This window comes from Methanobrevibacter sp., assembly GCF_045586545.1.
Lineage (GTDB): Archaea > Methanobacteriota > Methanobacteria > Methanobacteriales > Methanobacteriaceae > Methanocatella.
Genome location: NZ_JAZNAN010000013.1, coordinates 1 through 6,521, shown reverse-complemented (window position 1 = coordinate 6,521; position 6,521 = coordinate 1). Strand labels below are relative to the sequence as shown.

8 protein-coding genes and 1 pseudogene are annotated in these 6,521 nt (G+C 35.6%); 7 read left to right on the top strand and 2 right to left on the bottom strand.

Features of this window, described 5'->3' with window-relative positions; translation table 11 throughout:
• The 7 genes and pseudogenes from ACKI3D_RS01115 to ACKI3D_RS01085 all read left to right on the top strand — a co-directional run.
• Positions 1–582 (top strand): annotated as a pseudogene (locus ACKI3D_RS01115) (preprotein translocase subunit SecY); the annotation flags it as partial.
• A 40-nt stretch (positions 583–622) separates the two neighbouring features.
• Positions 623–1,183, top strand: a complete 561-nt coding sequence (locus tag ACKI3D_RS01110) for an adenylate kinase (protein ID WP_407391525.1) — start codon at positions 623–625, stop codon at positions 1,181–1,183.
• A 10-nt stretch (positions 1,184–1,193) separates the two neighbouring features.
• Positions 1,194–1,769 (top strand): DUF106 domain-containing protein, encoded by a 576-nt coding sequence (locus ACKI3D_RS01105; RefSeq protein ID WP_407391523.1) that lies wholly within the window; start codon positions 1,194–1,196, stop codon positions 1,767–1,769.
• Positions 1,770–1,889: 120 nt separating this feature from the next.
• Positions 1,890–2,156: a 50S ribosomal protein L34e gene (locus ACKI3D_RS01100; protein ID WP_407391521.1), complete on the top strand. Its 267-nt coding sequence runs from the start codon at positions 1,890–1,892 to the stop codon at positions 2,154–2,156.
• Positions 2,156–2,677, top strand: coding sequence for a (d)CMP kinase (gene cmk, locus ACKI3D_RS01095; RefSeq protein ID WP_407391519.1), 522 nt, complete (start codon positions 2,156–2,158; stop codon positions 2,675–2,677). Before ACKI3D_RS01100 ends, cmk begins: the two co-directional genes overlap by 1 nt.
• Positions 2,678–2,899 carry a 50S ribosomal protein L14e gene (locus tag ACKI3D_RS01090; RefSeq protein ID WP_407391517.1) on the top strand — a complete coding sequence of 74 codons (222 nt, stop codon included), beginning with the start codon at positions 2,678–2,680 and terminating at the stop codon, positions 2,897–2,899.
• Between the two features lie 66 nt (positions 2,900–2,965).
• Positions 2,966–3,931, top strand: a complete 966-nt coding sequence (locus ACKI3D_RS01085; protein ID WP_407391515.1) for an RNA-guided pseudouridylation complex pseudouridine synthase subunit Cbf5 — start codon at positions 2,966–2,968, stop codon at positions 3,929–3,931.
• 118 nt (positions 3,932–4,049) lie between these two features.
• Here the strand turns inward: ACKI3D_RS01085 and ACKI3D_RS01080 are convergent, their stop codons facing one another.
• Positions 4,050–5,822 (bottom strand): DUF2207 domain-containing protein, encoded by a 1,773-nt coding sequence (locus ACKI3D_RS01080; protein WP_407391513.1) that lies wholly within the window; start codon positions 5,820–5,822, stop codon positions 4,050–4,052.
• A gap of 14 nt (positions 5,823–5,836) precedes the next feature.
• Positions 5,837–6,394, bottom strand: a complete 558-nt coding sequence (locus tag ACKI3D_RS01075) for a LemA family protein (protein WP_407391511.1) — start codon at positions 6,392–6,394, stop codon at positions 5,837–5,839.
• Positions 6,395–6,521: the final 127 nt, after the last annotated feature.

Here is a 6,521-nt window from a genome sequence, read left to right as displayed (position 1 = left end):
GTCGGTAAATACCCATTGAAATTCGTTTACTCAAGTAACATGCCTGTAATTTTGACAAGCGCATTGCTTGTAAACGTAACCTTATTTGCAAACATCTTCCAAAAGATTGGAGTTCCAATCTTAGGACACTTGCAGAACGGTAAGCCGGTTGACGGTATTGCTTGGCTTTTGTCAACACCTAACCTGACAATGTTCATTACAGAACCTTTACACGTTTTAGTATACGCATTATTCTTCATTGGATGCTGTATGTTGTTCTCATATTTATGGGTTGAAATCAGTGGTTTGAATGCTAAGAAGATTTCAGAACAGCTTCATAGTTCAGGTATTCAAATACCTGGTTTTAGAAGTAGTAAACGTCAATTGTATAAGATTTTGAAAAAGTATATTCCTGCACTTACCATTATCAGTGGTATCTATGTAGGTCTTATCGCTTTCCTTGCGGACTTGACCGGTGCTTTAGGTGGAGGTACCGGAGTATTGCTTACTGTAGGTATTCTTCATAAATTATATGAAGAAATGGCTGAAGAACAACTTATGTCTTCAAATCCACTTCTCAGAAAAGTTTTAGGAGGAGACTAATCTCTTTCTAACTTTCTTTAACATTATGTGAGGGATTAAAGTGAAATTAGTAGTATTAACAGGTATTCCAGGTTCTGGAAGTTCAACTTTATTAGGTAAAGCACTCGATGAAGTAGATTATGTCCATTTAAATTACGGAGACATAATGACTGAAATTGCAATTAAGGAAAACCTCGTTGAAGATAGGGATTCTTTAAGAAAATTGCCTGCTGAAACACAAAAAGAAATTCAAGCTAAAGCAGCTAAAGAAATTAAAGAAAGATCTGAAAATGATAATGTTATTGTAGATACTCATTGTACTATCAATACTCCTGCTGGATTTTTACCAGGTTTACCAATTTGGGTTTTAGAGCAATTACAACCGGATCTTTTTATATTAGTTGAAGCTAATCCTGATGAAATTATTTACAGAAGATTAAATGATGAAACTCGTGTGAGAGATGTTCAAAAAGCTAAGGAAATTGATTTACACCAACAAATGAACAGAGCTACTTCAATGGCTTATGCTACATTAACTGGTGCTACTGTAAAAATTGTTTCAAATCATGATAATCATTTAAATTCTTCAGTTGCAAAATTAGTAGATGTATTAAATTTATAGAGGTATAATCATGGATATAATGGCACCGATTTTTGGGGCATTAAATGCGATTTTCAATCCTATTCTCGCAATGGACCCTAATCCAGCTAATCCTGCTTTAACAGTTTTAATCATTGCATTCATTGTTTCATTAATTACAACTATTGCTAATAAGTATTTAGTTGATCAAGATGAGCTAAATGCACAACAAGCAAAAATGAAAGAAGTTAATCAAAGAATGCGTGATGCTCAAAAAAGAGGGGATGGAAAAGAACTTGCTAAGATACAAGCTGAACAAGCAGATTTAATGAAAGACCAAACTGCTATGATGACAAATCAATTCAAACCAATGCTTGTGACTTTTGTACCTATCATCCTGATATTTTTCTGGATGAGATCATCAGCTATTAATAACTTAGTAATTATTTTACCTCAAACCGTATATTGGGTTACTTTAACTCCGCTTTGGCATTTCTTAGGAGGCTTCATGTATGGAGGTAAAGCAACTATCCCATATGGAATTGGTTGGTTGTTATGGTATATGATTTGTACTTTCGGTATGAGTCAGATATTAAGAAAATATTTAGGATTCAAAGAAGGGTTCTAAATTTGCCTAAAAACTATACATTTATTAATGATGAAAAAGATATAGTGTAATATTCTATTTTGAATACGCTATTACACAATTATTATATATTTATTTAAAAATTAATTTATAGGTGATTAAATGCCTGCAAATAGGTTTAGATCAAGATCATACAAAAGAGTTCATAAAAACACCCCTGGTGGGAAAAATGTTTTAAGATACAAAAAGAAAAAACCATCTAAGCATGTTTGTGCTGAATGTGGTGCAGTCTTACATGGAGTTCCTCGTGGACGTCCATATGAAATTGGAAAATTATCAAAAACCGCTAAAAGACCTAACCGTCCATTCGGTGGGTACTTATGCTCAAAATGTGCTCGTAAACATTTCAAAAACGAGGCTAGAAAATAATGATAGTTACTATCGGTGGATTGGCTGGAACAGGAACAACAACCGCTGCTGAGGTTCTCTCAGAAAGGTTGGATATTCCTTACATTTCTGCAGGTTTCATTTTCAGAGAGATGGCTGCGGAACATGGAATGAGTGTTCTTGAATTCAGCGAGTTTGCTGAGGGTAATGATGATATTGATAAAGAAATTGATAAAAGGCAAGCTTTAAAGGCTAAGGAAGCAGAAAACCTGATTGTTGAAGGAAGATTATCCGCATTCTTTGTGGATAATGCCGATTTAAAGATTTGGTTAATGACTCCGTTTGATGTACGTTCCAAAAGAATAGCTCAAAGGGAGGAAAAGTCTGTGGAAATAGCCAAGAGTGAGATTATCACTCGTGAAAAAAGTGAAGCTTTAAGATACAAAGAAATCCATAATATTGACATCAGTAATATGGATATCTATGATTTAATTATAAATACTGATAGTTTTGATCCTCAAAGCATATCAGAAATCATTATTCAAACATTAAAGGTGATATAAATGGCATCAATTGAAGTAGGTAGAGTATGTGTTAAAACTGCTGGTAGAGAAGCAGGCGAAAAATGCGCAATCGTTGAAATTATCGATGAAAACTTTGTAGAAGTTATTGGTGAATCTGTAAAAAACAGAAGATGTAACATCGCTCACTTAGAACCAACCGAAGATTCTATCGATGTTTCTGGTGATGCAGAATCTATCAAAGCAGCTTTAGCTGACTTATAAGTCTAAATGAATAATTAAAATATTATTCATATCTTTTTTTATTTACTATTTTTTAAGGTTTTTTTCATGAAATTTGACATGGTTACTAAATCTAAGAGTTTTACTTCACCTGATTTTGGTTGTAAACCGGAAGAACGTGAAATTGAAGATTACATTTCCAAAGGAGTAATCAACTTAGATAAGCCATCAGGTCCAACTTCTCATGAAATAGACTCCTGGGTAAAAAGAATTTTACCAATTGAAAAATCAGGCCACGGTGGAACACTGGATCCTAAAGTAACTGGAATCCTGCCAGTTGGTTTGGATGAGGCTACCCGTGCAATACAGCTTCTCTTAACTGCTCCAAAGGAGTATGTCTGTCTTTTGACATTGCATCATGACGTTGATGAGGAAAGGATTCGTGAAGTCTTTGCGGAATTTACTGGAAAGATTTTTCAGTTGCCTCCCGTTAAAAGTGCCGTAAAGCGTGAGCTTAGAACCCGTAACATCTACTACTCCACAATCTATGAAATTGAGGGGCGTGATGTTCTATTCAGAATAGGTTGTGAAGCGGGAACATATGTCAGGACATATTGTCACAATATAGGTGAGGCATTGGGTGTTGGAGCGCATATGGCGGAGCTCAGACGTACACAGGTAGGTTCCTTTAATGAAAAAAACAACTTGGTGACATTACAGGATGTAACCGATGCATATCACTTCTGGATTGAAGATGGTGATGAATCATTCCTTCGTGATGCGATAATGCCGATGGAAAGGGCTGCAGATTACCTGCCGAAAATTATCATTAAGGATTCTGCTGTAGATGCTGTATGTCATGGAGCGGATTTAGCATGTGGTGGAATAGCCAGTTTGGCCGATAATATTCAAAAAAATGATATTGTAGCGATTGAAACCCTTAAAGGGGAATTGGTCGGTGCAGGTAATTCTCTTTTAAATTCAAATGAAATTCTGGATGCAGATTCAGGATTTGCTGTAAATGTTAATAAAGTATTTATGAAACCGGATACCTATCCAAGATTTTGGAAGTAATTAGATATATAAATAGGTTAATTTGCTTAATTTAGCAAAAAATTTCTTTTTTTTTAAAATTCAAATAATATTATTTTCTATTTTTCTTTTAAAATTAAAAAAATAAAAGATTGAGAAGCTAGAATGCTCCTCCACCTCCACCTCCAGATCCTCCTCCGAGGCCACCAAATCCTCCAGAGTCGGATGAAGAGTTGATTGTTGATTGACTGGAACTGTATGCGCTGTGCATCAGACCATATCCTCCGTAATAGTGGTACATGAAAAGACCGTCATCATAGTCGGAGATATTTGGAATTTGCAGTTTCATGGATTCGTAAACCTCATCAGCTACTCCAAGAGCCGCACCATAAATCAAATACTTTCTCCAGACAACTATAGATTCGGGAGGGTGTTCTTTAATTAAACTGTTGTCTTCCAGGAACTTCTTGAAATTCGCCCATTTGAGATAGAAGGCTCTGCCGTTTTCGGTCCATCTTCCAAAAATATCCTCATCAAGGGCTAGAAGGCCGACTGAAAATATTATTAGAATTATTCCTGCAATGAGACAATAAAATCCGTTTGCAAGATTTGTCATAAATCCTAAAATGGCTATTATTGCTCCAAACACAATGCCTCCCACTCCAATTGCGGAAATCATTGTAGACCCGGCATCATCGAAATAGAATGGAAGGTCAATTCTATTTTCAACTGACTCTTCCCACTTGGCAATATTGTCTACAAACCAATTTGCTTTAGTTTCGGAAGATAATTGACTATTCAATTGGGATAGATTTAAAACATTATCCCTTGCAAAGTGGGATAAGATTTTAAATACCTGTTTTTCACTGGAACTCAATTCATGTTCTCTTTCATGATTGAATGTCAAAAGCAATTCATTTGTACCTGTTGAGGCATTTGCTTCTGGGAAAAGCCTTACGATTTTTCTGTCAATCAAATTCATCAATGATGCTTCAAATCCTTTCACGTTTGGCTTTCCGATGCTTGACTTATTCTCAACAAGTGCGTTAATCACTTCAGGCGGGTCATTTGTCGGCAATTCCCTTTCGTAAATTCCATCGTAGTTTACTTTAGGTTCCCTACCATATTTGAAATAGGTGAATATTGCACCGATAGGACTTAAAATTGATAATAATCCTAAAACCAAATAGCTGGTGTTCCAGAAGTTACGTCCGTTTACACTATCCTCCAGGTTTTTCATTATCATGTCTTTTCCATCTTGGTCGACATGTTTTGCATATACTGCATCATCAAAGTCATCTAATGGCATTAAAACGAGCAGTTCATAGAATTCCCCTTTTGGAATGGAGGTACTTTGAAGTTCAATGAAGCCTCCATTTTGGATGCTGGTTTTATTATATTCCTGTGGGTTTAGGAAATAGGTATTTCCATCTTCTCCAGGCAAGTTTACTTGGGCGTATAGGGTTCCAACGCCGACGTCCCATTCTTCGCCCCAGAGTTTGTATTGAAGTCCTCCGACATCATTAAAAAGAGTCACTACATTTTTCATGTCATAGCTTATGTATACGGATACGTCACAGTCCCTGATGCCTTTTGTATGCTCTGCATCGGAATATAAATAGATTTTCAGATGCTTGTATCCGCCATCGTCGCTTTCCTTAAGAACAGGATAGGCTCCCTCCGCCCAGACATGGACATTTTCAATGCTTTCGCCTGACTTTAATGGAATGTCTCTGTAGACTCCATTAAAGGCACCATCAAATGCATAATCGTACCGTTCTTCTACATGCAGTAGACCATCATTTTCAACAGTCAGTTCTAGAAATGCCTGATCGATTGTGTAGCTTCTGTCATCATCAGCCGAAACAAATGTTAATGTTGAAAATAATATAAAAAAGAGTAAGATTATACAGAATGTCTTTTTAACATTCATGTAATCCCGCCTGTTTAAAATTTAACTTCAGGAACCGCTCTTTCTGCTTCAGGTGCTTGGAAGAATTCTTCTTCATTAAAACCGAACATTCCTGCAATGATGCTGCTTGGGAATTGTTGGCAAGCGTTGTTGTATTTTAAAACGACATCATTGTAGAACTGTCTGGCATATGAAATTTTATCTTCGGTGTCTGCTAATTCGGTTTGCAATTGTTGGAAGTTGCTGTTTGCTTTTAAGTCAGGGTAATTTTCAGCAACGGCAAACAAGGATTTTAAAGCACCGGTTAATTGGTTGTTAGCTTCACTTGCTTCTTCAACACTTGATGCATTCATTACGCTTGTTCTGGCTTTGGTTACTTCTTCTAAAACGCCTTTTTCGTGGCCAGCATAACCTTTTACGGTTTCCACCAGGTTTGGTATTAAATCATTTCTTCTTTTAAGTTGAACATCAATCTGTGCGTAGCTGTTTTTTACGCGGTTTCTAAGTCCAACGAGATTATTGTACATGTGAATTATTGTCACTATAACGATAATTACCAAAATTATGATTATTGCTAAATAAAGGATATTCATTTTATCACCTTAATATTATTATGATATTATATTAAAAATATATTTTGCTTTTTTTAAACTATATAACCTCTGAAAAATATATTATTTATGAAAATAATTATTTTTTTTAAAATTCGCCATTTAAACA

Coding starts and splice junctions, on each gene's coding strand:
- ACKI3D_RS01090 (WP_407391517.1), top strand. CDS start 2,678: ATGGCATCAATTGAAGTAGGTAGAGTATGTGTTAAAACTGCTGGTAGA.
- ACKI3D_RS01080 (WP_407391513.1), bottom strand. CDS start 5,822: ATGAATGTTAAAAAGACATTCTGTATAATCTTACTCTTTTTTATATTA.
- ACKI3D_RS01100 (WP_407391521.1), top strand. CDS start 1,890: ATGCCTGCAAATAGGTTTAGATCAAGATCATACAAAAGAGTTCATAAA.
- cmk (WP_407391519.1), top strand. CDS start 2,156: ATGATAGTTACTATCGGTGGATTGGCTGGAACAGGAACAACAACCGCT.
- ACKI3D_RS01075 (WP_407391511.1), bottom strand. CDS start 6,394: ATGAATATCCTTTATTTAGCAATAATCATAATTTTGGTAATTATCGTT.
- ACKI3D_RS01105 (WP_407391523.1), top strand. CDS start 1,194: ATGGATATAATGGCACCGATTTTTGGGGCATTAAATGCGATTTTCAAT.
- ACKI3D_RS01085 (WP_407391515.1), top strand. CDS start 2,966: ATGAAATTTGACATGGTTACTAAATCTAAGAGTTTTACTTCACCTGAT.